Genomic DNA, 26,497 nt, shown 5'->3' on the forward strand with positions numbered 1-26,497 from the left:
CAGGGAGATGGCAAATATGCCTGTATCTGACCCGGCCCCCACAGTTCTCGCCATAGATGATGAAGCGTTCAATCTGGATATTCTTGGCGAGTATCTGGAGGAGGATGGCTACATCGTCAGCCTGGCTGTTGATGGCCGCGATGCACTCGACAAACTGGCTGAAATCGGGCCCGTAGATGTTATTGTCCTGGACCGGATGATGCCGCGGATGGATGGCATGGAATGCCTGCGCCATCTGAAGGCCGATCCACGCTTTTGCGATATTCCTGTTATAATGCAAACAGCCGCCGCTTCGCATGAGCAGATCCGTCAGGGCATAGACGGTGGCGTCTTCTATTACCTGACCAAGCCGTATGAATCAGATGTCTTGCTTAGTCTGGTTCGGGCGGCGATGGCTGAGGCCCGGCTAAAATCCAGCCTGCGTCTTGAAGTTCGCCAGAACCGTCAGGTACTGGGTCTGATGGAGAAAGGGGAGTTTCACTTCAGCACGCTGAAGGAAGCGCAGACCCTGGCTGTATTTCTGGCGAATTGCTTTCCTGAGCCCGAGCGCGTGGTTTACGGCCTTAGCGAGTTGATGGTCAATGCGGTGGAGCATGGCAATCTGGGTATCTCTTACAGTGAAAAAAAGCGGCTTATTATCGAAGGACGCTGGAAGGCTGAGGTTGAGCATCGGCTGACTTTGCCGCAATATGCCCACCGCAGGGCCCATCTGAACTATGATGCAACGCCCGATTACGTATCCATTTCTATTTCTGATGAGGGGGAGGGCTTCGACTTTGCTTCCTATCTGGAACTCTCGCCAGAACGCGCCACGGACCCGAATGGGCGCGGCATAGCAACCGCACGCTTATTGTCCTTTGATTCCCTCGAATATTCGAGGGGAGGGAATACCGTCACGTGCAGTGTGAATACAGCCCGCCGAGCTATATAACCTACACAAATCGTCAGAGACGCTCCCCTATTCTTGACATTTATCAACCCGCAACTCAAATTGTATCAATTTAAGGTACGCGTCTACACATTTGCAACTGAGGGTTAACTTGTGGGAAAGCATTTTTCCGGCATGGTCTTACACGAATAGCAAACCGGTTAAACAGGTTGCCGTGTAGGGGTAGCGTAAAAATGCATGCGAACCAGATGAAATTGCCGACCGTCATAGACATGACCTCGGCACAGGCACTCAAGAACGATATTCTTCTCCACTTCTATAGTGGCGGGCAACTCGATCTGGATGCCTCAGAAGTGGTGCGGTTGGGCACACCTGGCTTGCAGCTTCTTTGGTCAGCCATGGCCACGTTTAGCGCCGCTGGGCTTGGTCTCAAGCTTATCAATCCGTCCTCCGGGCTTTTAGCCGCGTTCGAGGATGCTGGTCTGGATTTTACCAATCGTTTTCAAACCGAAGCAGGAACACACTAAATGGGTAAGCGCGTGCTGGCCGTTGATGACTCGAAGACTATGCGCGACATGGTCAACTTCACACTCAAGAATGCCGGATATGAGGTCCATGAGGCCGAGGATGGTCTGAAGGCGCTTGAACTTGTGAAGACCCAATCCATTGACGTTGTTCTGACCGACATCAACATGCCGAATATGGACGGCGTGTCTCTGGTACGTGCCCTGCGCGCGCAGCCGCAATTCAAGTCGACGCCGATCCTGATCCTGACGACGGAAGGGGGGGAAGACAAAAAGGCCGCTGGCCGTGAAGCCGGCGCCACCGGCTGGATTGTTAAGCCATTCTCACCAGATAAGCTCATCGCCGTTATTAATAAGGTCTGCCCTTAATCATGTCGGTACAGTCATCCGCCTCAACTGAATACGCCCAGTTCCGCGAAACCTTCTTTGCGGAATGCGCAGAGATGTTGACGGATATGGACGCCAAACTGGAGCGCCTGAGCAGCGACGGCCTGGACCCTGAAGAACTTGATGCTGTGTTTCGTGCCGTCCACTCGATCAAGGCCGGGGCGGGGATGTTCAACTATGCCCATCTGGTACAGTTTGCGCACAGTTTTGAAGCCTTGCTTGACCGCATGCGCGATGGCCGGATGCTCATCAATAGTGTGGTGGCCTCTCTGATCATCCGTGCCGGTGATGTGTTGGCCGAGTTGGTAAGTGCGGCACAACAGGACCGTACAGTTGATGTGAATATAGGGCGTGATGTCGCGGATGATTTGCAAGCCTTGTTGTCAGGCGACGGATTAAAGGACACCGGGACTGCGGTGCCGACAGATGAATCGGCTTTGGTTGCACAATCTGACACGCCGCCTCTCCGCGAAATCCGGATCTGCTTCACACCCAAGGCTGAGCTCTTGCGCCATGCGAATGAGCCCCTCTTATTAATCCGGGAGCTCAGAAGTTTAGGGGCGCTTGAGGTGCTCTGTAATGCCGATCGCATACCTGCGTTGGATGCGATTGAGATTGAAGACATATACCTGTCCTGGGTCTTTAGCCTGACCACAACCTATGATGAGGCTGCCGTCCGAGAAGTCTTTGAATTTGTGGAAGACGATGCCGAGATCACAATGACGTCCAGCCTGGTCAGCGACGGCGAGGATGACGGTTTCGGGCTATGGCTGGACACCCCGATCGCGGCTGTTTCTGAGGCATCCGACATTGCCACAACGCCCTCCGACCCCTCCGCCCCACCCAAACCCAGTGAGATGAAAGGCTCAGACGCAAAAGCGTCGGGCCCCAGTTCCATCCGTGTCGATTTGATGCGCGTAGATCGTCTGGTCAATATGGTGGGGGAACTCGTCATATCGCAAGCCATGCTGAGGCAAGAGCTCTCGCAGATAAGCGCCGCCAGTTCCGTTGAGGGGTTGGACGCGCTCGAAGTCTTGACGCGCGAATTGCAGGATTGCGTCATGGCGATCCGTATGCAGCCCGTTCGGTCGGTTTTTTCGCGGATGCCGCGTCTGGTGCGTGAAGTTGCGGGTAAGCTCAACAAGCAGGTGCGCCTGGAAATGCACGGTGAACAGACCGAGCTGGATAAAACCGTGATCGAAGAGCTGTCCGACCCTTTGACGCACATGATCCGCAACAGTGTGGACCATGGTATTGAAATGCCGGATGTACGTCTGGCGGCGGGTAAACCCGCAGAGGGGACCATTACCCTTACCGCAGCCCATGTCGGCAGCAATATTCTTATCCATATCGAGGATGATGGCGCAGGGCTGAACCGTGATCGGCTTTACAGCAAGGCGGTTGACAAAGGCGTTATCGCCGCCGGGGCGCGTTTGAGCGACGATGAAATTACCGACCTGATTTTTGCCCCGGGCTTTTCCACGGCAGCGGTGGTTTCAGATGTGTCAGGCCGCGGCGTGGGCATGGATGTGGTTCGTCGCAATATTCAAAAAATCGGGGGCCGGATTTAGGTCAGCTCGACGGAAGGGCAAGGGACGCGCTTCACCCTGGTCATTCCGCTCACCCTGGCTGTGCTGGACGGTATGCTCGTAAAGGTTGGTTGTGAACGCTACATCCTGCCATTGACCTCGATCATTGAAAGTTTCCGCCCTCAGTCTCACCAGATCCGCGCCTTCGAAGATGGCGGTCGGGTGGCCAATATTCGGGGTGATTTTGTTCGCGTCATCGGGCTCAATCGCCTGTTCGACGCGGCGGATGCCGTTGATGATCCCACCAAAGGGCTGATCGTTCTGGTCGAGAATGCATCGGGCCGCAAGCTGGGCCTGGTGGTCGACGAACTGATAGGCCAGCAGCAGGTCGTCATCAAATCCCTGCAGGAAAACTACACGCCAGTGCCGGGTTTATCGGGCGCCACGATTCTGGGGGACGGAAATGTCGCCCTCATTCTCGACATCGAACAATTAGGTGAAATTGAGGAGCAAGCTGCATGAGTGACGTTCATCAGAAGTATGAAGACACACTGAGTGCCATCAATAACGGTTCCGGCGACCATCATTTGAAACAATTTGTCAGCTTCCGCATTGGCACTGAAGACTACGCGGTTGATATATTGGCGGTCCGAGAGATCAAGGGATGGACCCGAACGACGGTGTTGCCGAACCAGCCGGACTATGTTCGCGGAGTCCTTAATTTGCGTGGCGCAATTGTCCCGGTCTTTGACCTGGGCTGCCGCTTTGGTCAGGGGGCAACCGAAGCAACGCAAAAACACGTCGTCATTATCGTATCCGTCGCGGACCGTCTCATAGGTCTTCTGGTTGATCAGGTCTCTGACATTCTCAGTGTGCAGCCTGATGCCGTTGGTCCTGTGCCTGAAATGGAATCTGGGCGTAACCAAGCCTATCTTGAGGGCATTATAACCGTAAACGAAACCATGGTTGTGCTGCTGTCACTCGATACACTTTTCGACAACATTGTCCTGCCGGATATGAAACCGGTTGAAAAAACAGCGGCTTAAAACACGAAGGAAATCCCATATGTTCTCGCTTAATAATACCAGACTGCGTGGAAAACTGGCCTTGATCGTGGGTTCGTTTTTTGTGCCGATTGCAATATTGGCAGGCCTCTTTATCACCACCAGCCCTCCTGGCACGTGGGGGCGCATGTGGATGATACTTGGCATTTCCGGGGCCGCGACGCTGGTGGCCGCAGGATTGGCGGCGCTCATTGCGGCTGACGTTTCGGGGACACTGACCAAGCTGGCCAACATTATGAAGCGCCTCACGGAAAATGATTTTAACGTCGTTATGCCAGACTCTCAAAGACAGGACGAGATTGGCGAAATCGTGCGTTGTGTTGAAGGGCTGAAGGCCAATGCCGAAGAGCATGTCGGTGTTGTAACGACGGATTTGAAGGGACAGATTGCTGCCATCTCAAAGGTGCAGGCGGTTATTGAATTCGATCTGACGGGCAAGATTTTGACGGCGAATGAGAACTTCCTGTCTGCAGTCGGCTATAGCCTGGATGAGATCAAGGGGCAGCATCATTCGATGTTTGTCGATCCCGACTATCGCAATAGCGCCGATTACCGCTTGTTCTGGGAACGTCTGAGCCGCGGCGAATATGATGCGGGTCAGTATAAGCGCATTGCCCGGGGTGGGCGTGAGGTCTGGCTGCAGGCCAGCTATAATCCGATCCTGGACATGAATGGCAAGCCGTTCAAAGTGGTGAAATATGCCACGGATATCTCCGCCGCGAAGTTGCAGGCGGCCGACTTCGCCGGTCAGTTAGATGCCATCTCAAAGGCACAGGCAGTTATCGAATTCGATCTGACAGGCAAAATTCTGACGGCGAATGAGAACTTCCTCTCTGCAGTCGGCTATAGCCTTGATGAGATCAAGGGGCAGCATCATTCGATGTTTGTCGATCCCGACTATCGCAATAGCGCCGATTACCGCCTGTTCTGGGAACGTCTGAGCCGCGGGGAATATGATGCGGGTCAATATAAGCGCATTGCCCGGGGTGGGCGTCAGGTCTGGCTGCAGGCCAGCTATAATCCGATCATGGATATGAACGGCAAGCCGTTCAAAGTGGTGAAATATGCCACGGATATCTCTGCCGCGAAGTTGCAGGCAGCCGACTTCGCCGGTCAGTTAGATGCCATCTCAAAGGCACAGGCAGTTATCGAATTCGATCTGACAGGCAAGATTCTGACGGCGAATGAGAACTTCCTGTCTACAGTCGGCTATAGCCTGGATGAGATCAAGGGGCAGCATCATTCGATGTTTGTCGATCCCGACTATCGCAATAGCGCCGATTACCGGCTGTTCTGGGAACGTCTGGGTCGTGGCGAATATGATGCGGGTCAATATAAGCGTATTGCCCGGGGTGGGCGTGAGGTCTGGCTGCAGGCCAGCTATAATCCGATCATGGATATGAATGGTAAACCTTTTAAGGTCGTGAAATACGCTTCGGACGTAAGTGCGCAGGTGTCAGCAGCAAGGGCCTTGGAAGACGCCGTCGCTCAGTCGAAGAGTGTTATTGAGAAAGCCAAGGGCAGTGATTTGACGCACCGCGTGGACCTGTCGGGCAAGACGGGCGAAATCGCCGCCATGTGCGAAGGCATCAACGAGCTGCTTGATACGACGACGTCCATTATCAGCGGTGTGATTGAAGCGAGCTCCAACATAAAGCTGGCAACGGCTGAAATATCGTCAGGCACGAACGATCTGTCGCAACGGACAGAACAGCAAGCGTCTGCGCTGCAGGAAACGGCTTCATCGATGGAGGAGATTGCCTCAACGATCCGTCAGAATGCGGACAATGCTCAGGAGGCCAATAAGTTGGCAGCGACTGCCTCCACCGTCGCTAGCAGCGGAGGCCAGGTCGTTTCTCAGGCCGTTGATGCTATGTCGCGCATTGAGGCCTCTTCCCAAAAGATTTCTGACATTATCGGTGTGATCGACGAAATCGCCTTCCAGACCAATCTGCTGGCGCTGAATGCCGCGGTTGAGGCGGCCAGGGCCGGTGACGCCGGCAAGGGCTTTGCGGTTGTTGCCGCCGAGGTTCGCTCATTGGCGCAACGTTCCAGTGGCGCCGCGAAGGATATCAAAACCCTGATTGCCGCCTCTGGCGCGGAAGTCAAGGATGGCGTCAAATTGGTCAATGATGCCGGCGGCGCTCTCAACGAAATCGTGGGCTCGATCAAAAAAGTGGCTGAAATTGTTTCGGAAATCGCCGCTGCCTCGAAAGAGCAGTCGGTGGGCGTGGAAGAGATCAATACGGCCGTCGCGGAAATGGATGAGATGACGCAGCAGAACTCGGCCCTGGTTGAGCAAAACGCGGCCTCATCGCGCATGCTGCAGGATCAGGCCGAAACCATGCACCAGCGCATGGCGGCCTTCAACCTGCCAGGCCAAACCGCTGATGTACAAGCCGGATCTCGTACCGTGACGCCGATCAGATCGGCCGCGCAACCGGTGAGCAAGCCTCAACCCAAGCGTCAGGCCGCGCGCAAGGTCGCCGGTGGCGGCGCGGCGCGCTTGCAGGAGAACCTGCGGTCGACGATTGAAAACGATGCCGATTGGGCTGAGTTTTAGGCTGTGATGTTAAGGCCGCAACACGCTACGGAGTGAAGCGGTCCCTTAAGCCCCTTTTGAAGGTTAGAGATGAAAAGCGCAGAACAAGCCGTTCAGGTGGATCGCGGAGGGGGGGAGTTTGCCTTCACCTCGGATGATTTCCGCTATATCGCTGATCTCTTGTATCGTCATTCCGGCATCGTGCTGGGACCGAGCAAGGAATCGATGGTTTATGCGCGCCTGTCACGTCGGTTGCGCGAACTGGGGATGACACGTTTCGAAGACTATTGCTATCTTCTCGAAAGCGACGCAGGCGGTGATGAGTTCCTGGCGTTCAGTAATGTCATGACCACCAACCTGACGCGCTTTTTCCGTGAACAGCACCATTTTGACTATCTGGCCGATACCGTGGTTCGCACCCAGCGTGAGGCCAGCACCAGTCGCCGGATGCGAATATGGTCGGCCGGTTGCTCGTCTGGAGAAGAGCCCTATTCCATCGCTATGACCCTGTGTGACAACGTCCCCGACCTTGAGCGGTGGGACGCCAAGATACTGGCGACAGACCTGGATACCAACATGGTCATGCGCGGGAGCGATGGGCTTTACCCGGCAGACGTTATGCAGGATGTGCCGGACAGCCGGCGAGATAAATATTTCACGCCAACGAATGAGGGCTTCAAGGCGAATGATCGTCTTCGCCAACTGATTACCTTCAAACCTCTGAACTTGCTGCATCCGTGGCCGGTAAAAGGTCCTTTTGACGTTATATTTTGCCGTAATGTCATGATTTATTTCGACAATCCGACAAAGACGCAACTCGTTCGTCGCTTTGCTAAACTCTTGCGTCCGGACGGCTGGCTGATTGTTGGCCATTCCGAAACACTGCTTGACCAACAAGCCTTGTTCAAGCTGTGCGGGCGCACGATCTATCGCAAGATCGGAGACTGACGCCGTGGCCCGCGCGATTGAAAACAGCACTGTCACCGGGCATGAACAACACTTGGCGCGCACACGCATTAAGGACGTGCGACTGGGTGAACATAATGTCCGTGTTCAGCCAGGCGAATACTTTGTGACGGACACGCCCGGGACGGTGATCATTACGATTCTGGGTAGCTGTGTCGCGGCGTGTATCCGCAATCCGAAAAATGGCTTTGGCGGCATGAACCATTTCATGTTGCCCGAAAGTGAAAGCGGACAATGGGGCGGGGTCTCGTCGCAAATGCGTTATGGAAATCACGCCATGGAAAACCTGATCAATGAAGTTTTGAAATCAGGGTGCTTGCGCCACGACCTTGAAATTAAGCTTTTTGGTGGAGCCAATATGTACGCCGGTCACAATGAGGTAGGCACTCAGAACGCCCGCTTCGCCCAAGCCTACCTAAAGGCTGAAGGGTTGCGTGTCTTGGCGACTGACCTGGGTGGGAACCATGGGCGCCGTATTCATTATTCCCCGCAAACGGGCAGGGTTAAGCGCCTTTTGTTGAACGATAGCCAGGACAAATCAGTTACACGCACAGAGTCTTCGTACAGCACGCGCCTGGTTGCAAAGCCAATCGAAGGCGATATTGAATTGTTTGGTTAGGAGGGACTTATGAGAAGGCCTGTCAGAGTCCTGATTGTCGATGATTCTGCCCTGATGCGGCAGATGCTGAGCGCGATACTGAGTTCAGATCCACGTATCGAGGTCGTGGATACGGCCGCAGATCCGCTTATCGCCAGGGAGAAAATCAAGACGCTCAACCCGGATGTCGTTACTCTGGACGTCGAAATGCCCCGAATGAACGGTCTCGACTTTCTGGCGAAGATTATGACGCTTCGGCCAACGCCCGTGATCATGATTTCGTCTCTGACGGCCGAAGGTACGGATGCAAGCCTACGCGCGCTTGAATTGGGCGCTGTTGATGTCGTTGGCAAACCTACAGGCTTCATCAATGAGGGCATGGAGAACCTGCGGCACGAGATCATAGAAAAGATTTTGGCGGCCGCCTGTAGCCACGTTCAATCAACTGGACGTTCAGGGCATACAGTCAGGCACCCCCGCCTGGAACATGGTCTGGGGTCAGACCGTGTGATCGCGATAGGGGCTTCGACGGGAGGTGTTCCGGCTATTGCCAGTATTCTTGAAGCCATGCCGGCGAACGCTCCCCCCATTCTTATTGTCCAACATATGCCGGAAGCTTTCACACAGCGCTTTGCGTCCAGGCTCGATAATCTTTGCGATATTACGATTCGGGAAGGCAGGGATCGCCAGATTATTCAATCCGGGCATGCCTATATTGCACCGGGCGGCCGCATGATGAGTTTAAAGGGGGACATGACCTTGCAGATCAATGATAGTGAGAAGGTGAATGGATTCAGGCCATCGGTCGATGTCCTGTTTGATTCAATTGCCAAGGTCGTCGGCGCTAAGGCCATTGGTGTGTTGCTTACTGGCATGGGGGACGACGGCGCGCGCGGGCTATTGCGCATGAGGCAATCGGGGGCAGTTACATTTGGGCAGGATCAGGCGAGCAGCATCGTTTACGGCATGCCGCGTGCCGCCATTCAGTTGGGCGCGGTTTGTCAGCAGTTGCCCATTCAGAAGATGGCTGGGGCCATAGTGGGGCTGTGCAGGGTCCAAGGCGTAGACGCCTCGAACGTCTTCAATGAGCCCGTAACATGAGTATTTTTCCCTTTTTCCAACGGTCTAAGGCCTTGCGCTTGCCGCAGTCTGCCGACGTTTCCGTATGCGAAACTCCAGTGGCAAAGCCGGTGTTCGAAGCAGCGTCACAGCCGGAAGGTTCTTCCTTAGGGAAGGCGCACGAATATTTGTGCAACGTGCTTGGGCTAAATGACGTCCAGGCGAAGATACTGGATGTGGTCATCCACGAAATTTCTGATGTTCGCACAGATATAGATGAAAATTTTTCTGAACTTTCAACACGTTTCACCAATCTGGCGCAGACGTCGCGGGATCAAACGAGCCTTATCCGTGAGCTGGCGCAAGGTGTGGAAAACATTCAGATGGGGAGCGTGTCGGTTCCCATCGAACAGGTTGTGGATAGTATGGGGCAGGCCCTGTCCGAATTCGTCGAAAAAATTGTGTTCATATCGTCGCGCAGTGTCAACATGGTGTACACGCTCGACGATGTCATGGCAGAGATCGTACATGTTGAAAACAGTATTAAGGCGATAGACCGGATCAACACGCAAACCAATATACTGGCCATTAATGCCAAAATCGAAGCCGTCCATGCCGGTGACGTTGGTCTAGGCTTCAGCGTTGTGGCAGACGAGGTGCGCGAATTGGCGCGCAATGTCAGTGCTCTCTCGGATGATTTGAAAGCACGTATAGCCTTAGTCTCAAAAGGGCTCAATAAAGGTTATGAGCTGTTGTGCGAAATTGCCGAAGTCGACACGTCCGGGCAAAACCTGACCGTCAACCAAACTATAAATAGTATGATGCGGGCGCTGGTTGATCAAAGCGTCAGTATGAAAACTATGCTGGAAACCAGTACAGAGGCTGCGGTTGCGATTACGAATGACATTTCCTCGGCCGTTGTCATGATGCAGTTCCAGGACCGGGCGACCCAAAGATTGGATACGGCTGTCAAGGCGATCAATACGCTGGTTGACGCCTTGCGGCGGGTTGATATGGAGACCCATGAGACTCTCGATATCACGCATGGAACAGCTTTTGGCCAGACATTGAGTGACGATGTGCTGGACCAATGCACACTGGGCTCTGTCCACGAGAGCCTGTTGAACTCATTGGGACGCCATTCACAGGAATCTCAAGCATCATTTTCAACGACAACGTGTCGTCCCCCGGTTGATGCAGGTGATGTCGATTTGTTCTGAGAGTGATAGCCACTCCCTGTTCGACTACTTGTCATTAATGTATCGCTGTTATTCTGGCCGTTAATAGTTGGCTGTAGGCCGCGCCCCCTTGATGGGAGGCTAACGCAAGGATTTGTCATGCGTTCACAAATTAATGAGTTAAATGGCGTGCTCACAGCCACCCTGTCCGATAGCTTGACATTTGCTGATCATGGGCTTTTCCGCAAACTGCTGGAGGATGTACAGGCCTCGACATGCCTTCAGTGCGTGTTCAATTTATCAGAATTAAAGCTGATCGACTCTTCGGGCTTAGGCATGATGATGATCGCCATCGAAGAATCCAAAAAAAACGGTTGGAAATTGAGCGTTGCCGATGCAAATGGCCCCGTATTGCAGCTCTTGCAGCTATCCCGCCTAGATAAGCTTTTAATGCAGTAGCACGGCACTCAATATGGCTCGCGCGCGTTCCCAAGCGGAAATAACAGACCTACTTCCTGATGACGCCCTCCTCGGTCACTGTCGCCGGCATTATGGTCTGAGTATCGAAAGTGTCTTCCTGTCCGATCCCCCCATCGGCGGAGATCTATGGGGCTTATTGCCCATCGATGAAGGCCGGCTTGCCATTTTTTGTGTTGATGTCTGCGGCCACGGCCCTGAAGTCGCGCCACATACCCGTTACGTATATGATCTGCTGCATTCGGGCGCTGTCGATATTGCAGATCCGGCCGAAGTCCTTCACCTGCTCAATTTACGTTTGCACGGGTTTTTGCCGCGCGGTCGCTTTGTTGCCATTTGGTATAGCGTTATAGATGTCGATAAAAATACCCTCAGTTGGTCGGCATCAACCTTTATGCCGCAGCTTTACCGTGCCGGTGGGGCATCGGGTTTTGCATTTTTGCCCGGTGAAGGCTTTCCATTGGGATTTAGATCAGAAAGCGATTATGTCGTGCATCAACGCCCGTTTTTTTCGGGCGCTACGTTGGTTCTGTACAGTGATGCCCTGGTCGAAACCCCCTTACCGCCGGATTCTGTTTTTACGACACAGAGCTTGCGCACATTTTTGAATGCACAAGCCGAAGACAGTTCAGCGCGGCAGCTTGCCAACGCCGTTATTGAGCGTCTTGATGTTCCAAGGGAACGATTGACCGACGACCTGACTCTAGTGGTTTTGTTCAGATGTTAGAGCCTTCGTCATTCGTGCCATGACGATTGGCACATAAAATCCTCTCCATGCGAATGAAGCCCGAAGAAGATCATTCACAAGGCTTTATAGGCCTAGCTTTCCGGCCGGCTCTGTTGATTTCAGCTTCGCGCGTCTGACGTAGCTGCGCATGGTGGTCAGGCTACGATGGCGGGTGTGTCCCATGATTTCTTCGTCAGAAACACCATTGCGGTAAGCCGTTGTGACAAATCCGGCGCGCAGTCCGTGAGGGCTGACCGGTTCACCAAGCGTTCCCTTAATCCCGGCCAGGGCGGCGCGACGTAACAATATCTGCCGCACCGCATCTTCGCTGAGACGGCGCGCCTCGACACGACCGGCCTTGTTAACCTTTCGGAACACGGGCCCGAAGCTAATTTTTGCCGCGTCTAGCCATAGGCGAAGCGCCCTGACAGGGCAGGTGGCCTCATGTCGCCCATAGACGATGACGACCTCGGCGCCTTTGCCGTCCTTGTCGGTCTTGGATTTCTCCAGCAGCAATTTCACGCCGTCCTCGAACCACGTCAATTTCTCGGCGTCCAGCCCAACCAGCTCAGATCGTCGTAGCGCGCCGGCGAACGCCACCAGCAGCAGCGCTCGATCACGATCACCTGTAAGACTGTCCTCGCATACGCGGCTCAGCGCCTTGAGTTCTGACGTGGTTAGCGCTGCAGCCTTTCGTCCGCGGCTGCCGTGTATCCGGCCGATGCCGCGCAGCGTCTCACGGATCGCCGGATGTTTTGTATCCAGCGGATGGCCCGCGACGCCGGACGCACGAGCAATGGCGGCCACCCGGCGTCGCAGGGTCTGCATGGCGTAGCCTTCACCAGCGGCCGCCAGATATGCGCCAACGACCTCAGGCGTCGCAGGAAGCGCCGTCAGACTGTTGCGTTGACACCAGGCCTCGAAATTCGCCACATCCGACGCATAAGCGCGCAGTGTGGCTGGCGCATCAGCCGCGTCCTGGTAAGCTTGTGATTTCGCCAGAGCCATGGCGACACGCGCGTTTGGTGGTTTCGGATTTGTGCTGTCCATAAGGCTCCTATAGCACATATTACACGCGATAAGTCGCCTTATCACGTGTGATAATAGGTGCTAATGGCTGCCGCAAGCAAGGTTCCACCGACCTGCAATGAGTATAGAACTAACCATTTGGTTTGATAGGCTATTTTTGCAACAGTCTACGAAACCGGCCAGAATGGGAAATTGTGTACCGAACCGCTCTTGTGGGGTCAGTTTGATACCGGATCGGACGATAGCCAATCTTCGCTGCGAAGTCCTTCAACACGAGAAAACTCTCCTAGGTTTCCCGTAACAACAATGAGGCCTCTGCTACGTGCATGGCCCGCAATGAGTACGTCATAACCGCCGATCGGCGTACCTTTACGTTCCAAGAATGCTCGAATGTCTGCTGCATGGGCGGCAGCTTCAGACCCAAACGGGACAACCTCTAGCCGTGCAGCAAACTGTTCGACTTTTGTCCGGTTGAAAGCTGGACGATCAGATTTTTCTGCGCCGTGTAACAATTCCGCCAATATAATCGTCGAGATACAAAGCCCATCCGCCTCCGCGTTAAACCGTTCGCGGATAGACTGTGGCCTGTCTCTGAGCACTCTGATGCATAAATTGGTATCAAGCATATATCGAAGCACTAAAAGCCCTCACGGACTTGTTCGGTTGGTTGGCTGCGCTCTCCAAGATCAATGCCTGGCGCCGAAAAAAAATCGTCCCAGATACTATTCGACGGTACGATAATGCGACGCGCCCCTTCCCTCAGAATAGTCACATCTTTGACCCCTTCCGGAAAAGCCACATCCTTAGGCAAACGAACTGCCTGCGAGCGATTCGAATGAAACAAGGTTGTCCGCGTCATAAAGCACCTCCAAGAAAGCAGCATAGCCCCAAAGCGGGATATGTCAATGGGATATACAAAGCATATCCTATGGTATCCATATGCCGCATAACGCGCAATAATAGTCCTTATCGCGTATGATATTTGGGCAAGCCCTATACTTAGAAGCGCATATTGGAGTTATCGGCAGGTGGGCTACGCCCATCCTTGAAAGTGTCCTGATTGTGGAAAATGCATATCCAGTGTAATTCGCATAACGACGGTATGAAAATTAACGAAGTTTTTATCCGAGAAGCGCAGCCTCAGTATTGAAATGCAACTGTATGCACGACTGGGGAGTACACAATGAAATTTCAAGACCTCCGTATAAGAACAAAACTTCTGGTGCTTATCGCTATGATGAGCCTTGTTACTGCAGGGATTGCTGCCTTCGGCGTCAGCAAGATTAGCTTTCTGAACCAGAATCTTGAAACCGTAGATACGGTCAATAGCGCGGCAACGCTGGGCGCGCGCATGAATCAAAACACGATCATTATGAACCGGTCTGAGTATCGCGTCGCTGCAGACCCTTCGCCTGAAACGATCAAAGCGGCCCGGGCGGTTGCCGATAAGAACATCGCTCAATTCAAGGAGCGTTTGGCGAAATCCGCCGAAACCGCCGATGCGGATGAAAAAAAACAACTCGAAGCGATCGCTGCTCAATATGATCAGTATGTAAGCGGCTTAAACAAAACCTATGACCTCGCAGCACAACTCGGCGGCCAGATATCTTTGTCCGAAGGCCAGCGCACGATCGTCGATCATGTGAAAACCAACCGGGAACAGGCCGATAAACTCCAAGCCGCCGTCAAGGCTTACGTCGATCATGTCGATGCACGTGGCACAAAGACCGCCGATGACGCGAAGACACAAGGCAATGCGGCGATCATGGTCATGATTGGCGTCGCGGTCGGCGGCGTGATGTTTGGCATTGTCATCGGCATGTTGATGGCAAATTTCGGTATCTCCATCCCTTTGAACCGGTCGGTGGACGAGCTTCGTAAGCTTGCCGATGGCCGCCTTGATACGATCGTGACCGGCGCAGATCGCGGGGATGAGTGTGGTGATATCGCCAAGGGCCTGGCGATCTTCCGCGAAAATGCCGTGAAAGCCCGCGACCTCGAGGCCGACGCCGCCAACCAAAAACACCTGGCCGAGGTTAATCGCAAGAAAATGATGATGAAACTGGCAGATGATTTCGAAAAGTCGGTTGGCAGTATTGTGGGCCTTGTCTCGTCTGCTGCCACGGAAATGCAGGCTTCGGCGGCACAACTCAGCGCCACAGCTCAGGAAACCTCCGCCCAGTCGGTCGCCGTCTCGGCCGCTGCGGAAGAGGCCGGCACCAACGTCACCTCGGTCGCGGGCGCTGCGGAAGAACTGGGAGCCTCGGTCGCAGAAATCGGAAGACAGGTTGAGCGCTCGTCACAGATTTCGAATGAAGCGGTCCAGGAAGCCAGTCGCGCGGCCATGGTTGTGAGCGAACTAAGTTCGGTGTCATCAAGCATCGGTAGCGTGGTTGATATGATCAACACTATCGCCAGCCAGACCAATCTTTTGGCGCTCAACGCGACGATAAATCCGCCCGCGCCGGGGAAGCCGGCAAAGGGTTTGCGGTTGTGGCGTCAGAAGTCAAGCAACTGGCCGGCCAAACCAGCCGTGCCACGACGGATATATCTGAGAAAATCGCCCTTATTCAGGAAGCGACAACGCGCGCAGTAAATGCAATTCAAGGTATCAGCGACACCATCGCAGACATCAACAACACGAGCAGCATCATTGCGTCAGCGGTGGACCAACAAGGCGCGGCCACGCGCGAGATCGTCCAGGCGGTCTCCCAGGCGTCGATCGGCACAGCCGAGGTGACATCGAACATCACCGGCGTGGCGCATGCGGCCGAGCAAACAGGGGACGCGGCCTCGCAGGTACTAAATGCATCCGGGGAACTAGCCGGCCAAGCGGAACGACTGCATCAGGAGATGGACAAGTTCCTGACGACGGTCAGAGCCGCGTAATGTCTCGGCGTGCTGGCAAGAAGGTGGCGGGTCTTTCGGGACCCGCTGACTTGACCCTGTTCCCCGTCGATCAAAGCGCCGTACACAGACTGGCACAGATCGTTACGCCCGAGCAGCTTCAACAAAATCGACTGACGAACATCGCCACCATTATGGCGCTCCTTGAGCCTCTCTTTAAGGATATCGACAGAATGGAAAGCCTTGCTGAGGTCCTCGACCCAACGCCACCAGATCTGATCAAGTCCATTACCGAGATGCGAGAGACCGTGGAACAGTTTTACGTCTTGCTGGGAGACAGCTTCAGATGGACCTGAGCGAGCCTTCATTTACAGCCGGCACATTGTTGAAGAACCCTAGGATAAGGACAACAGGACGATTAAGGTGGCCAACGCTCTACCCTGCTGGAATTGAGAAGGAACGTCGCTCATAGGTGAGAAAATACTAAATTCGTAATAATGTTAATGGTTTAGTTTTACAAAGATCCTATTTTCTGAAGCTTTTCAATAACTGGCTTATCGTCACATTCTGCGCGGGTTCGCCGAGCCCCCCTTAAATAGAAACGGTTCCACAAACGCCTTTTCCGATTGTACCGGGCAGAGAAGCTCACCGCGCTACGGCGGGCATAGTCTACTATTCGAGGGCCAGACGCCTACAAAATCTTGGCTGAGGTTCATCCGGCGTTACGCGTAACACGTTGTGAACATCACTATATTTTCTGCCTTATGCGTGAAAATGCGCCGGCACTTGTCATTGCTATCCTGCACGAAAAAATGGATTTGATTACAAGAATTGCGGATCGATTGAGCTGAATAGCACATAATGTTCCATAACTACTATTATGAAATTAACAATAAGCAATTGATTATTAAGAATAAAGATAGATTTGAAAGAATGTATTCGTAGCTCATTGGAACTGAACGTGAGGCAAACTGCCAAACCTAGTTGGCTATAGAGCTTAGCGGAACAACCTACCTATGCGGCACCCTTCCTTTCAAAGTCATGCGCGTCGAGCTCGAACACGTCATGGCCTTGCAAAATATGTCAGAAATTTTGGCCATTGGATCAGTCGAAGGACGCGGTATGCCCCTGGCCAAATACCCGCACCGGCGCAAAGCAAACGAAGGCCTCCACGTATGCGAAGGGTCGTCAGACATAGCCGTCCATCAACGCCGGCTAGGGCAGCGCGTCACGTTCGGCAAAAATGCTTGCCATCTGAGCTGCGTTTTCGGTTCCCCACGTACACAGCGGGACAATTGCGGCGGCCAAGCTGATTCCCAGCGGAGTCAGCGTGTAATCGACGCGTGGCGGCACCTCTTTATAGTCGGTCCTCGCCAACACACGATCCCCCTCAAGGTCCTTCAACTGTTGGATCAATACCTTGTCGCTGACGCCCTGAACCAAGCGTTTGAGCTCGCCATAGCGCTTCGGGCCGTCACGCAAGAAAAAGAGGACTAGTGGCTTCCACCTGCCAGAGATGACGCGAAGCGTAGCGTTGAGCCCGCAGCCAGTGTCGCAAATTTCGGAGGGAGTTGTCATTTTTTTGATACTTACCAAAAAGTGCATACTTGTTGCAAAGTAACCACTTCCCACCTCCATTGCAACACCAATGAAGGATGAACTACATGACCAGACTAAATGGAAAGACCGCCGTGATTACCGGCGGCGCGACCGGCATCGGCCTTGCCGCTGCCAAGCGTTTTATCGAGGAGGGCGCCTTCGTCTTCATCTTCGGTCGGCGGCAGGACGTGCTCGACACCGCTGTAGCCGCTCTTGGCCCCAATGCCCGCTCGGTGAAGGGCTCTGTCTCGGATGAGGCGGACCTCGACCGGCTCTACGCGGCCGCGAAGGCCGAGCGCGGTAGCCTCGACATTGTCTTCGCCAATGCCGGCGCTGGAAGTCAGGCCCGCCTCGGCGCGATCACCGCCGAACACATTGATGAACACTTCGATACCAATGTGAAGGGTACGATCTTTACGGTTCAGAAAGCCTTGCCACTGATGGGCCCGGGCGGATCGATCATCCTGACCGGATCGAGCGCCGGCACAACGGGCGCGCCGGGATTTACCGCCTATAGTGCGAGCAAGGCCGCCGTGCGCAACCTCGCGCGAACCTGGGCGGAGGATCTGAAGGGCACTGGCATCCGGGTCAACGTGCTGTCACCTGGAGCGACGGCGACCGAACTTGCGAAGGCAGCGCTTGGCGCAGAGGGCCAGAAGGCCTTCGCCGCGATGACTCCGCTCCTGCGCATGGCCGATCCGGTGGAGATTGGGGCTGTGGCCGCCTTTCTCGCGTCGTCGGACTCAAGCTTCATGACCGCCAGTGAGGTCGCCGTCGACGGCGGCCTGGCGCAACTCTGACCCATTCCCAACTAAAGGAGACTATGTATGAGCTACGCAATCATCGGCTTTGGCCATGTCGGTCAGGCTCTGGCCAAGGCGTTTGCCCGCAAGGGCATCGACGTATCCGTCGCCACCTCGCACGCCCCGGAAAGCTTCGCGGCCGCAGCGGCCGCCATCGGACCCACCATTGTTCCCAAAACTTTGGCGGAAGCCGTCAAGGCGGACATCATCTTTCTGGCTGTACGTTTCGAGTCGCACCCGGATGTCGCAAAGGCGCTGCCCACCTGGCAGGGCAAGACCATCGTCGATGTAACCAATGCCTATGGCGTGCCCCTGGAGAAACTGGGAGGACAGCCTTCGGCCAAGGTTGTCGCAAATGCATTTCCTGGCGCTAAACTGGTCAAGGGCTTCAATCATCTTGTCGCCAGCCTTCTTGAGCAAGATCCGGCCGTTCATGGTGGAAGGCGCGTCGTGTTCCTGACGAGTGACGATGATGGTGCAGCAAACGAGATCGGTGCACTCGCGGAAAAGCTCGGCTTCGCACCGATCAAACTAGGCGGGGTGTCCGAAGGCGGACTGCTTGTCCAGGCGCACGGAAATAAGTGGGGGCAACTGATCTTTAAGGACCTGGTCAAGTTCGATGGATAAGTGCCAGAGATGATATCAAGCAGTGTTTTGGCAATTCGGGAATGACCGGTTTCAACGGACGGGCGTTGACGATGGTGATTGGATCAGAAGGCTGCGTTTTTAAGGTTGTCGCTCGCCGAACTCGTCAGGATGGCGCCTGTCATGATGCGAAAGAGTTGATCAGCTCGCGGCGCGAATGAGGGTTGGTCAGCCGCCCATCCGAGAGACGTCATCAGGGCAAACAGGTCGTCCCCGTTCATATCTGTGCGCGCCAAACCTCTGGTCTGAGCCCTAAGCAGCAGTTTTGTACTCGCCGCGTGCACCGCTGCACAAGAAACATAAAGAGCGGAGGCTGGGTTCGCACTGGCGGCCGCCATCATATCGACGACGCCCTTATAGCTCTGAGTGAATGCCAGCCATTCGCGAAACCACGCTACGAGGGCTTCGTCAGGTGAGTTCGACGTTTCGAGTTCACCCGCCTTTTGCGTGAGTGCGTCAAGGTTCGTACACACTAGCGCCTCGAACAGCGCTTCGCGCGTCGGGAAATGACGAAGGAGGGTGGCTAAGCAGGTCAACGCGGGCGATTTGCTTCAGAAGCTTCGCGTAGCGTCCATCTGCCCTTGCCAGGGCGAGCGCCGTAAACAGTCGAGATGCCCGGTGATAGGCAACAGACATGTCTTCCCGACAGGCCTTCTGACCGAGAGCACAGGCAAGCCAGCTTTTACCGACCCCGCATGGCCCTGTTATCAGCAGGTTGTGCTTTCGTCTGATCCAGTCTGCGCTGGTGAGCTTCAGGAACATGGACTTGTCCAGCCCCTTGGCAGCCCAGTAGTCGACATCTTCGATGGTGGCCGACTGGCGTAACCTGGCGGTTTTGGCTCGGCTTTCATAGCGCTTCTGCTGGCGCAATGTGGTCTCTTGCTCGAGCAATATTGCCAGCCATTCGGCATGGTCGAGGCCGTTAGCTTCCGGCTGATTGGCAAGCTCCTTGAAGCCTTTTGCCATGCCGGTCAGGCCAAGCGCCTGGAGTGTGTCGTGGATTGGATGTGTCAGCATAATCTATGTCCTTTGTTTTTACTGAAGGAAGTACTGCGGCCCCCGCAGATTGGGATGGGTCAGTATGGATTCTGGTCCGTCATCCGTGCCGGTGGCATCCAGCCTGTGTTCGATGATCGAGGCGATGCTTTTGTAATTGAAGGCCCCTATGGCAACGGCCCTGGAAGCCACCCGTTCTGCCCGCGCCGGTTCAAGTTTTTTGAACATGTTCATGACCCCAAGGCAGGTTCGGTAGCCGTGCTCGGGATGACGGTGGCGGGCCAGAATGGCGACGATGAGCCCTTCGGTCTCGCGACCGATGGACAAAGCCCAGTGGCTGAACCGTTCGGGTGACCATTCCGCATAACTGCGATGGGAGCTGGGCATATGGTCCGGATTTGTACCATGTGACCGGCCATTGTACCGCCGCTCATGGACAGCAACCTGTTTGCCCCGGTGGAAGATCTCAACCATCCGAGCTGTTAGGCGGGTATCGACCTGTTCCCGGATCAGTTTATGGGGAACTGAGTAAAAGAAGCCCGCCAGCTCGATGTGATAATCCAGAGAAACCCGCGCCAGCTTCCACTCAGCAAACTCGTAGTCCGTCGCGGGCAGCTGGGCCAAAGCGGGCCTTTCTAAGGCCTCGAACAGCTCTAACAGTCTGCTGAAAAACCTCTGGTCATTTTGATTTTGCCGTGATTCCCTTCTTGAGCGAGAAGGAGCAACCAATGCGTGGCGAGTTTCGGGATCAGGGCGGATTATTTTCGTACATATCGTTGGAAGAACGCGTTCCGGATACGCATCCTCTTCGCAAGGTTCGTGAGTTGGTTCGCTCGGTTCTGGTCGACCTGAACGCGGACTTTTCGGCGATGTATTCGGAGGAAGGGCGCCCTTCCATTCCACCGGAACAGTTACTGAGCGCCTTGCTTCTGCAGGTGTTCTACGGCGTCCGCTCGGAACGCCAGTTGATGGAGCAGTTGGATTACAACCTTCTGTTTCGATGGTTCGTGGGCTTGTCACCCGACGCGGCTGTGTGGGTGGCGACGACATTCACCAAGAACCGTGAGCGCCTGCAGAAGGGTGATGTTTTTACGAAGTTCATGACGGCCTTGCTGTGCCACCCAAAGGTTACGCCCTTACTCTCGGACGAGCATTTCTCAGTCGATGGCACGCTGATTGAAGCCTGGGCTTCGTTCAAGAGCTTCAAGCCGAAGGACGGGCCGGACGATACGGACGGGTCTGACTTCCATAATCAGAAACGCGGCAATGACACCCACGTCTCGACGACCGATGGCGACAGCCGCTTGTACCGCAAGGCTCAGGGCCGTGAAGCGAAGCTGTGCTACATGGGCCACGCGCTGATGGAGAACCGCAACGGACTGGCGGTTGGTAGCGTTGTCACCCAAGCCACCGGCACGGCCGAGCGCGAGGCATCCGAAGCCATGCTGGCGGTTAGGGTCAAGCACACCGGCAAGCCGGCGACCGTAGGCGAAGACAAGGCTTATGATGTCGCTGCACATGGCGAAGCCTTACGCAATCTTGGCGTGGAGCCGCATGTCGCCCGTAATAACGCCACGACTAAAACCGGCAAGACCAGAACGACCATCATCGACGATGAAACGGCCGCCAGCGATGGCTACGCAATGTCACAGACCCGGCGAAAGATGATCGAGTGCATCTTCGGTTGGGGCAAGCAGCACGGCACGATGCGTAAGACAAAGCATCGCGGCCTTGAAGCTGTAGCTGGAGATTTTCTGCTCAATCTCATAGCCTACAACCTCATCCGGATACCCAAGTTGCTAACCGCATAGGAGAGGTCCGTCTAAATTTAGGAAAGCAACAAAAACAACAACGAATGAAGACCCATAAAAGACCAAGAGACTTACGCAAAAATGCGGAAAGGCCAAAGGCAAAGCCTTTTTCAGCAGACTGCTAAGCGGCTTTGCCCGATCTTGCGCATGATGCGCCCATTCATTCGCGCCATTATCTCCGCAATGGCTTCATTGGCTTCGGCCAGAGAGAAGAAGGTTTGATGGCGCAGGCGCCCTAAAATGTAAGACTGGGCAAAGCGAACCCCAGCCTCGACCTTCGACTTATCCTTTGGTTTATAGGGCCTGGCTGGAAGGACACCCATATTATAGTGGGTCGCCATCATCCCGTAGGTTCGGTTGATCTCGGGGTCGTAGAACGAGGCCTTGTTGACGCCTGACTTGAGATTGTCCTGCACAACTAGTCTCGGCGATCCCTGGAACACGTTGAGCATCCGCACGTGTGCGCCGATCCAGTCTGGCAGGGTTTGTGTCCAGGTGGCCTCGGCATAGGTGTAGTTTGACGCCCCAAGAACGTTGGAGCTCCGAAAGGAGCACAACCATGCAGTTATTGTCTTCGTTGTTAAAAATCCCTGTGATCGCAGGTCTCGTGCCACGGATTTCAGACAGCTTCCAATCCGAAGCGGAAGCCTTGGCGAAAAAACTCAACCTCGCTGCCCAGGCGCGAGAGGAAGGTGTTGAAAACCGACCTCATAGCAGCGAGACTTCTCTGGATAAACCGCAACACCAGATCGTCGAAGAGATTCGGTCGCGGGTCAGCCAGCTCAAGCAGCTTGCCGTCGCTGAGAACGCCAAGGCAATTGCACGCATCCGGTCCGCAACAGCGGAGACGATCAATGTCGAGCTGATTCTGGCGCAGATCGGCGCCGAGGTCTCGAAGGTCAAGCTGGCTATGCCCGAAAAGCTCGAAACGGCCCGGCTGACCGAGCGCAAGAAGCTCAAACATCTGCGAAAATTCAAGGCCGACAACCGGTTGAGGCGCTCTGCCCATTATGCCCGTGTTCCCTCGTCGCCATCGAAGGTGCGGTCAATGCTGTGATTTTCAGCTCCGCACTTGACGGCGGCCTGATCGAGGGCTGGTGCATGGCGGCCATGTTCAGCGCGGTCAATGTGGCCACTGGTTTCGCAGGCGGCTTTGCTGGGCTTAGGCTGATCGGCCATTGCAATCGGACTCTTCGGCTGATTGGCTGGACTGCGCTTGGCATCGCCGGACTGGTCGGCCTTTACTGGAACTTCCGGATCGCCCAGTTTCGCGATGCGCTCGAACGCGCTGGGGATGGTGCTTCCTTCTTCTCAGTGGGCTCCGAAATGGGCTTCGCACTACCATCCTCCCCGGCCTCGGTCGCGCTGTTGCTGCTCGGCGTAGGCGTGTTCCTGGTCTGTCTGCTGAAGGGCCGGTCGGGTGTCGTCGACGCCTACTGGGGCGATCGTGACGCCGACCACAGCTACGAAGCCGCGCGGCTGGACTACGACGGCGAACGCGAGTCCTTTCGCCGCTCAATCGACAAGGTATACGAAAAGGCGATCGGCAAATTGCGGGACAGGCACGCCGCCGACAGCCGAAACCTCGCGGCGGCCCGTCGGATTGTCACCGAAGCTCTCCAATCGAACCGGCCAAACTGGTCGGTTCCATAGTAACCTCTCGCTTCCGGTGCCGGATTTATTCAAGCTTTAGATTGTCGAGTTGCTTTATCTCCGCCGCCACCGCATCTGGCGATCTGATCAGGGAAAAAACTCGCTCGAAGTCATCGTTGATATCATACGAGGCCAAGGGATCCTGGGACACGCCATCGACTACAGTCGGTCGCATGTCCGTTTCAATGAAGGTTCCCTCGGAAATCTTGGCCTCGATATAGATGCTCACCGCATCCGGATTTTCCGGCGCACCGTCGTAAAGCTGGCCGATCTGCCGCAGCGCCTGCAACGCATATCCGCGGGCCTGCTGGGCCTCGCGCGTCAGAGACCTCGCCATCGCCCGCTCTAGGCATGGCACGAAGTAGATGCAATAGGCTCGGGGGCCGTTCTTCCGCGTCAACAGGTTGCGGCCGGCTTCCAGCAGGAAGGACAGGTAGGTCCGCTCCGAGCAACCATACATGTAGATGTCGCGATGAACGCCGTCGAGGCATTCGTCCGCGGCCTTGATCATCTCCTTTTTGCGCAGTAGATGTGCATGCGCGATCCGGAAACCGAGCGCGTCATGCTGCGCGCCGGCGGACGTGCTCTCGAAAAGGTTCTTGACGCACAGTTGCATCGCCCGTTCGGTGTTCTGCTGCATCACATGCTCCTCGTCCACAATGCTGGTCAAGGCGGCGATGAGTATGTGGGCCATGTCGCGTCTTAGGGGTCGCTGGTCGTATTTCGTAAACTCGTAGTCGTAGAGACCAACGGTCTCGAGCTGACGCGCCTGCAGGTAATAGATTTGCGCCGTCCGGCTGACGACGCGTTTGCGCAACTCGATGACCTTGCAATTCCTTTCGTCAGGCCTTTCGGGACCGACCTCCTGATCGATAAGCGCACTCGCCGAATTCTATGACATGCCCGGCTTCGATAAGCGCGGGCGCGCTTCCCTTGACGGTCAGAGCGAGGGCGATGTTCAGCATGGCGTCCGCCTCCGCGAGACGACCCCTGGCGCGAACGATCGAATGCGCTTTCACGAACGCGGACTTTGCGGCGTCCAACTCTCCAAGGTCCAACTTCGCAAAGCCTACGTCGTCGTAATAGGGAGCGTGCTTCGACTCCGGAAACGCCCAGTGCGGCGTCATCAGGCCGTCGTGGCTGCCCATGAGCTGGAGCAGTTCCGCCGTCAGGTGATAGGCGCCGTGCCGGTTGGAAAGCGCGCGAGACCCTGAACTGCCCGCCGTATTGCCGTTCAACTCGGCCTGGAACAGTTTTTCGTAGCAGATGCTCAGCACCTCATGGGGGTTTGGCTGAACAGGCTCCCCATTCCGGCGCGTGTAGATGTCGGTCGGAAAGTCCCCGAGGACCTTGGGGGCTTCGCCTTCAAACCCTTTGGCATCCTCGACCGAGCGCACGAGATGCCGGATGCACTCCGACAGGAAGTACATGCGCGATCGCCCCCAGTGAGCTTCGTATGGGAATTCGTGGTTGAGCATGACCTTCTGATGCCGCAGGTTATGGAGCCTGCGGGCAACGATGTAATGGGTCATGCCCCGGTCGCATCTCTTGGGATAGGTTCGCGCCTCCTCCTTCCAGTGGTCCTGAATAATGGCGCGGAAGCCCAACGGTGCCGTGTACATTATCGGTTCCTTGCCCGACTCCGGATTGGGGTGCACCTGGACGACATCGCCTAGATCCTCCTTGAGAATCCGCTTGGCTCGCGGAAAGTCGAAATAGGTCGTGACCCGGCAGAATTCCTTGATGGCGGGAACAGTCAGCCAGTACATGGCTGTGCTGATCCACCTGAGGACTCGAATGTCGGCCTGGTTCATGCCGAGCGTTTTCGACTTCAGATAAAGGGCCACCTCGTCGACGTAGCGCTGTACCTGCCGCGGAATGCCGCCATCCAGCGTTCCGACCAGCTTCATAAAGCCGCCGGTCGGATCGAAGTAGGCATAGTTGTCGCGGTTCGAAGCGAACAAGGCGCGCAGGCGGATATCTATTGGTCGCTTCTCACGGTTGTTCTTCAGATTCAGCTGCAGACGCGCACGCTTGGTCCTGAACCCGTTGTGGTCGTACAAGTGGCCGTGCCAGCGCTTCGCCTGAAAGAGGTCGAATTGCTCCATGAAGAAATCGAAGCGCTCCGGTCTTGGCACCGACAGCAGGTGATTGAGGTTCGTCAGCTTATGGCAATGCGCCACGTCGAAAAGGACTGTTTGCCCCCTGACATCGGTCGAACCGATGAACAGGATCAGCGGATGATCGGTCCTTGCCGACAGATTGTTGCGCTGGATAAGGGTGATAAGACGCCTCAGGGAAAGGTTCGCCTCGACGACCTCGTCCTGAAAATGCTCGTAGTCGTTCACCACGAGAAGGGTTTTCGATTCCTCGAGCTTGCCGATCAGGGCGCGTAACGACTCATCGTCGCGGCCTTCGACGCCGAAGGCCCTCCTGACCTCCGACAACTCGGCTTCATACGGCTTATTGAGATTCGACGGTGAAATGGCGATGACGCGCTGGAACTTCGATGGATCGAGATCGGGAAGGATCTCTCTCGAAATGAAGTTGGCGCCGCAAAAACGGGGGGCGGGCCAGTAGATCAAGGGAAGCCGGCAAGCATCGATTTCGGCGGCCAGCCTCTGAATGAGCAGATCCTCCGTCGCGGAATTGGTGGCGAGCCACCCTTCCTGAACGCCATCGCGCTCGATGGCCACCACCTTGGGAGTCGTCACCTGCTTCGCGGGCCGGTCTTCCGTCGGCCAGACCCGGCGGAGAAGTTCGGTGAGTTCCGGCAGGCTCTCGACATTGAAAAGGCCGGGTGCCTTGAACAGCTTTGCAACCGCCTCCTGGCCCTTTTTAGTCTGAAGAGCGCTCCATAGCGGCTCGCAGGGCTTGCCGGGTTCATTCAAACTTCGCGTGACAACGTAGGGTTTTAGGTCTATATCGAGCGCCACCCGAAGCGCCCCGGCCGTTATGTTGGCTCTACGCCAGATATCGTCCAAATCCGATTTTATATAGGCGAGGATACGCGTCGGCAGCAGTGTCTGGTTCAAGTTTCTCAAGCCCCCGAAAGCCTTAGTGCAAGAACGTGAATTCTCCTGATACGTGAGGGAATTACGGTTAATTTGCAAGTAGGAAATACTCAGACCACGTACTTTTTGCAGGCGCGACACCCTTGACTGGAAAGGGATT

The 26,497-nt window shown here is 55.3% G+C and carries 28 protein-coding genes and 4 pseudogenes; 22 read left to right on the forward strand and 10 right to left on the reverse strand.

What is annotated here, in order from left to right; genetic code table 11:
- Window positions 1–16: 16 nt before the first annotated feature.
- The 13 genes from ABQ278_RS19510 to ABQ278_RS19570 all read left to right on the forward strand — a co-directional run bounded on the left by ABQ278_RS19510 (window position 17) and on the right by ABQ278_RS19570 (window position 11,940).
- Window positions 17–931, forward strand: a complete 915-nt coding sequence (locus ABQ278_RS19510; RefSeq protein WP_349322694.1) for a response regulator — start codon at window positions 17–19, stop codon at window positions 929–931.
- Between the two features lie 206 nt (window positions 932–1,137).
- Window positions 1,138–1,416 carry an STAS domain-containing protein gene (locus ABQ278_RS19515; RefSeq protein ID WP_349322695.1) on the forward strand — a complete coding sequence of 93 codons (279 nt, stop codon included), beginning with the start codon at window positions 1,138–1,140 and terminating at the stop codon, window positions 1,414–1,416.
- A complete protein-coding gene (locus tag ABQ278_RS19520) occupies window positions 1,417–1,782 on the forward strand; it encodes a response regulator (protein WP_349322696.1) in 366 nt (121 codons plus the stop codon).
- Between the two features lie 2 nt (window positions 1,783–1,784).
- A complete protein-coding gene (locus ABQ278_RS19525; protein WP_349322697.1) occupies window positions 1,785–3,371 on the forward strand; it encodes a chemotaxis protein CheA in 1,587 nt (528 codons plus the stop codon).
- Window positions 3,372–3,443: 72 nt separating this feature from the next.
- Complete coding sequence (locus ABQ278_RS19530; RefSeq protein WP_349322698.1) at window positions 3,444–3,851, forward strand: chemotaxis protein CheW; 408 nt, start codon at window positions 3,444–3,446, stop codon at window positions 3,849–3,851.
- Complete coding sequence (locus tag ABQ278_RS19535) at window positions 3,848–4,375, forward strand: chemotaxis protein CheW (protein WP_349322699.1); 528 nt, start codon at window positions 3,848–3,850, stop codon at window positions 4,373–4,375. The genes ABQ278_RS19530 and ABQ278_RS19535 overlap by 4 nt, the downstream gene beginning before the upstream one ends.
- Window positions 4,356–6,956, forward strand: a complete 2,601-nt coding sequence (locus ABQ278_RS19540) for a methyl-accepting chemotaxis protein (protein ID WP_349322700.1) — start codon at window positions 4,356–4,358, stop codon at window positions 6,954–6,956. The genes ABQ278_RS19535 and ABQ278_RS19540 overlap by 20 nt, the downstream gene beginning before the upstream one ends.
- A gap of 69 nt (window positions 6,957–7,025) precedes the next feature.
- Window positions 7,026–7,883 carry a protein-glutamate O-methyltransferase gene (locus ABQ278_RS19545; protein WP_349322701.1) on the forward strand — a complete coding sequence of 286 codons (858 nt, stop codon included), beginning with the start codon at window positions 7,026–7,028 and terminating at the stop codon, window positions 7,881–7,883.
- Window positions 7,884–7,887: 4 nt separating this feature from the next.
- A complete protein-coding gene (locus ABQ278_RS19550) occupies window positions 7,888–8,520 on the forward strand; it encodes a chemoreceptor glutamine deamidase CheD (protein WP_349322702.1) in 633 nt (210 codons plus the stop codon).
- Between the two features lie 9 nt (window positions 8,521–8,529).
- Complete coding sequence (locus ABQ278_RS19555) at window positions 8,530–9,600, forward strand: chemotaxis response regulator protein-glutamate methylesterase (RefSeq protein WP_349322703.1); 1,071 nt, start codon at window positions 8,530–8,532, stop codon at window positions 9,598–9,600.
- On the forward strand, window positions 9,597–10,778 hold the full coding sequence (locus ABQ278_RS19560) for a methyl-accepting chemotaxis protein (protein ID WP_349322704.1): 1,182 nt from the start codon (window positions 9,597–9,599) through the stop codon (window positions 10,776–10,778). Before ABQ278_RS19555 ends, ABQ278_RS19560 begins: the two co-directional genes overlap by 4 nt.
- A gap of 117 nt (window positions 10,779–10,895) precedes the next feature.
- The gene (locus ABQ278_RS19565) at window positions 10,896–11,195 is read left to right on the forward strand and encodes an STAS domain-containing protein (protein WP_349322705.1); all 300 of its coding nucleotides are present in this window, start codon (window positions 10,896–10,898) and stop codon (window positions 11,193–11,195) included.
- 13 nt (window positions 11,196–11,208) lie between these two features.
- Entirely contained in the window at window positions 11,209–11,940 is a 732-nt protein-coding gene (locus tag ABQ278_RS19570) for a PP2C family protein-serine/threonine phosphatase (RefSeq protein ID WP_349322706.1), read from the forward strand.
- An 84-nt stretch (window positions 11,941–12,024) separates the two neighbouring features.
- Here the strand turns inward: ABQ278_RS19570 and ABQ278_RS19575 are convergent, their stop codons facing one another.
- The 3 genes from ABQ278_RS19575 to vapB form a co-directional block, all read right to left on the reverse strand.
- A complete protein-coding gene (locus tag ABQ278_RS19575; RefSeq protein ID WP_349322707.1) occupies window positions 12,025–12,990 on the reverse strand; it encodes a site-specific integrase in 966 nt (321 codons plus the stop codon).
- A 197-nt stretch (window positions 12,991–13,187) separates the two neighbouring features.
- Entirely contained in the window at window positions 13,188–13,607 is a 420-nt protein-coding gene (locus ABQ278_RS19580; RefSeq protein ID WP_349322708.1) for a type II toxin-antitoxin system VapC family toxin, read from the reverse strand.
- Window positions 13,607–13,828: a type II toxin-antitoxin system VapB family antitoxin gene (gene vapB, locus ABQ278_RS19585; RefSeq protein WP_349322709.1), complete on the reverse strand. Its 222-nt coding sequence runs from the start codon at window positions 13,826–13,828 to the stop codon at window positions 13,607–13,609. The genes ABQ278_RS19580 and vapB overlap by 1 nt, the downstream gene beginning before the upstream one ends.
- Before the next feature lie 324 nt (window positions 13,829–14,152).
- On the opposite strand from vapB, the gene ABQ278_RS19590 reads away from it, so the two are divergent.
- The 4 genes and pseudogenes from ABQ278_RS19590 to ABQ278_RS19605 form a co-directional block, all read left to right on the forward strand.
- On the forward strand, window positions 14,153–15,565 hold the full coding sequence (locus tag ABQ278_RS19590; protein WP_349322710.1) for a methyl-accepting chemotaxis protein: 1,413 nt from the start codon (window positions 14,153–14,155) through the stop codon (window positions 15,563–15,565).
- The gene (locus tag ABQ278_RS19595; RefSeq protein WP_349322711.1) at window positions 15,463–15,858 is read left to right on the forward strand and encodes a methyl-accepting chemotaxis protein; all 396 of its coding nucleotides are present in this window, start codon (window positions 15,463–15,465) and stop codon (window positions 15,856–15,858) included. Before ABQ278_RS19590 ends, ABQ278_RS19595 begins: the two co-directional genes overlap by 103 nt.
- Before the next feature lie 50 nt (window positions 15,859–15,908).
- A complete protein-coding gene (locus tag ABQ278_RS19600) occupies window positions 15,909–16,172 on the forward strand; it encodes a hypothetical protein (RefSeq protein ID WP_349322712.1) in 264 nt (87 codons plus the stop codon).
- A gap of 336 nt (window positions 16,173–16,508) precedes the next feature.
- A pseudogene (locus ABQ278_RS19605) lies at window positions 16,509–16,667 on the forward strand (type II toxin-antitoxin system RelE/ParE family toxin); the annotation flags it as partial.
- A 364-nt stretch (window positions 16,668–17,031) separates the two neighbouring features.
- Here ABQ278_RS19605 and ABQ278_RS19610 read toward each other — a convergent pair.
- Window positions 17,032–17,394, reverse strand: a complete 363-nt coding sequence (locus ABQ278_RS19610; protein WP_349322713.1) for a helix-turn-helix domain-containing protein — start codon at window positions 17,392–17,394, stop codon at window positions 17,032–17,034.
- 86 nt (window positions 17,395–17,480) lie between these two features.
- Between ABQ278_RS19610 and ABQ278_RS19615 the strand changes: the two genes are divergently transcribed.
- On the forward strand, window positions 17,481–18,215 hold the full coding sequence (locus ABQ278_RS19615; RefSeq protein ID WP_349322714.1) for an SDR family oxidoreductase: 735 nt from the start codon (window positions 17,481–17,483) through the stop codon (window positions 18,213–18,215).
- 27 nt (window positions 18,216–18,242) lie between these two features.
- Window positions 18,243–18,845, forward strand: a complete 603-nt coding sequence (locus ABQ278_RS19620; protein WP_349322715.1) for an NADPH-dependent F420 reductase — start codon at window positions 18,243–18,245, stop codon at window positions 18,843–18,845.
- Window positions 18,846–18,928: 83 nt separating this feature from the next.
- Here the strand turns inward: ABQ278_RS19620 and ABQ278_RS19625 are convergent.
- The 3 genes and pseudogenes from ABQ278_RS19625 to ABQ278_RS19635 all read right to left on the reverse strand — a co-directional run.
- A pseudogene (locus tag ABQ278_RS19625) lies at window positions 18,929–19,390 on the reverse strand (TetR family transcriptional regulator); the annotation flags it as partial.
- Window positions 19,389–19,880, reverse strand: a pseudogene (locus tag ABQ278_RS19630) (ATP-binding protein); the annotation flags it as partial. The pseudogenes ABQ278_RS19630 and ABQ278_RS19625, both read right to left, overlap by 2 nt.
- Window positions 19,881–19,898: 18 nt before the next feature.
- Window positions 19,899–20,483, reverse strand: a complete 585-nt coding sequence (locus ABQ278_RS19635; RefSeq protein ID WP_349322716.1) for a Mu transposase domain-containing protein — start codon at window positions 20,481–20,483, stop codon at window positions 19,899–19,901.
- A gap of 104 nt (window positions 20,484–20,587) precedes the next feature.
- Here ABQ278_RS19635 and ABQ278_RS19640 point away from each other — a divergent pair, with 104 nt between their 5' ends.
- The gene (locus ABQ278_RS19640; RefSeq protein ID WP_349320246.1) at window positions 20,588–21,670 is read left to right on the forward strand and encodes an IS5 family transposase; all 1,083 of its coding nucleotides are present in this window, start codon (window positions 20,588–20,590) and stop codon (window positions 21,668–21,670) included.
- A 137-nt stretch (window positions 21,671–21,807) separates the two neighbouring features.
- On the opposite strand, the pseudogene ABQ278_RS19645 reads toward ABQ278_RS19640, so the two are convergent.
- A pseudogene (locus ABQ278_RS19645) lies at window positions 21,808–22,203 on the reverse strand (IS21 family transposase); the annotation flags it as partial.
- A 26-nt stretch (window positions 22,204–22,229) separates the two neighbouring features.
- Between ABQ278_RS19645 and ABQ278_RS19650 the strand changes: the two are divergent.
- Both ABQ278_RS19650 and ABQ278_RS19655 read left to right on the forward strand, forming a co-directional pair.
- On the forward strand, window positions 22,230–22,727 hold the full coding sequence (locus tag ABQ278_RS19650) for a hypothetical protein (RefSeq protein ID WP_349322717.1): 498 nt from the start codon (window positions 22,230–22,232) through the stop codon (window positions 22,725–22,727).
- Entirely contained in the window at window positions 22,724–23,323 is a 600-nt protein-coding gene (locus tag ABQ278_RS19655; RefSeq protein ID WP_349322718.1) for a hypothetical protein, read from the forward strand. Before ABQ278_RS19650 ends, ABQ278_RS19655 begins: the two co-directional genes overlap by 4 nt.
- A 25-nt stretch (window positions 23,324–23,348) precedes the next feature.
- On the opposite strand, the gene ABQ278_RS19660 is transcribed toward ABQ278_RS19655, so the two are convergent.
- Both ABQ278_RS19660 and ABQ278_RS19665 read right to left on the reverse strand, forming a co-directional pair.
- Window positions 23,349–24,140 (reverse strand): hypothetical protein, encoded by a 792-nt coding sequence (locus tag ABQ278_RS19660; RefSeq protein WP_349322719.1) that lies wholly within the window; start codon window positions 24,138–24,140, stop codon window positions 23,349–23,351.
- Window positions 24,141–24,165: 25 nt separating this feature from the next.
- Window positions 24,166–26,358 (reverse strand): hypothetical protein, encoded by a 2,193-nt coding sequence (locus tag ABQ278_RS19665; protein WP_349322720.1) that lies wholly within the window; start codon window positions 26,356–26,358, stop codon window positions 24,166–24,168.
- Window positions 26,359–26,497 lie beyond the last annotated feature (139 nt).

Source organism: Asticcacaulis sp. MM231, from assembly GCF_964186625.1.
Classification (GTDB): Bacteria; Pseudomonadota; Alphaproteobacteria; order Caulobacterales; family Caulobacteraceae; genus Asticcacaulis.